Source organism: Bradyrhizobium sp. Kon56, assembly GCF_055807635.1.
Genome location: NZ_JBVVOU010000161.1, coordinates 1 through 437, shown reverse-complemented (window position 1 = coordinate 437; position 437 = coordinate 1). Strand labels below are relative to the sequence as shown.

Genomic DNA, 437 nt, shown 5'->3' with positions numbered 1-437 from the left:
TCGGAACAAATGCAACGCGACGTCCTACGTCAGGAGGACGTCGCGATGCAATTGTGCATCACAACCAGAGGGGAAGTTGCTATGAAGCGACGTTCATTGCTCTTGGCATTGTGTTCTTCCGCCTTCATCTCTGCACCGGCACTGGCCGATGAGGTCAAGCAGGAGGCCGAAAAATTAGCCGTCGCCTACACCGACTGCGTCGCCAAGAAAGACGCGGGCTGTGTCGCTGCGCTCTATACAAAGGACGGGGTCCAGATCAACCCGGGCGGTGTGTTTTCCGATCTCAAGACCGTATACGAAAACAACTTCAAGAACGGCACCGATCATATAGAGATCAGAGTCGGCAACATGTCGGTCATCAACAACGATCTGGTCGTTGCCAACGGCGAGACCGACATCTTCGGTAAGGACCCTAAGAGCGGCGACGCCACCAAGGT

At 54.9% G+C, this 437-nt stretch carries 1 protein-coding gene; it reads left to right on the top strand.

All coding sequences use genetic code 11. The features are described from left to right. Window positions 1-81: 81 nt before the first annotated feature. A partial coding sequence (locus AC0L3B_RS38425) for a Cif family virulence factor (protein ID WP_473382809.1) occupies window positions 82-437 on the top strand: 356 nt, incomplete at its 3' end.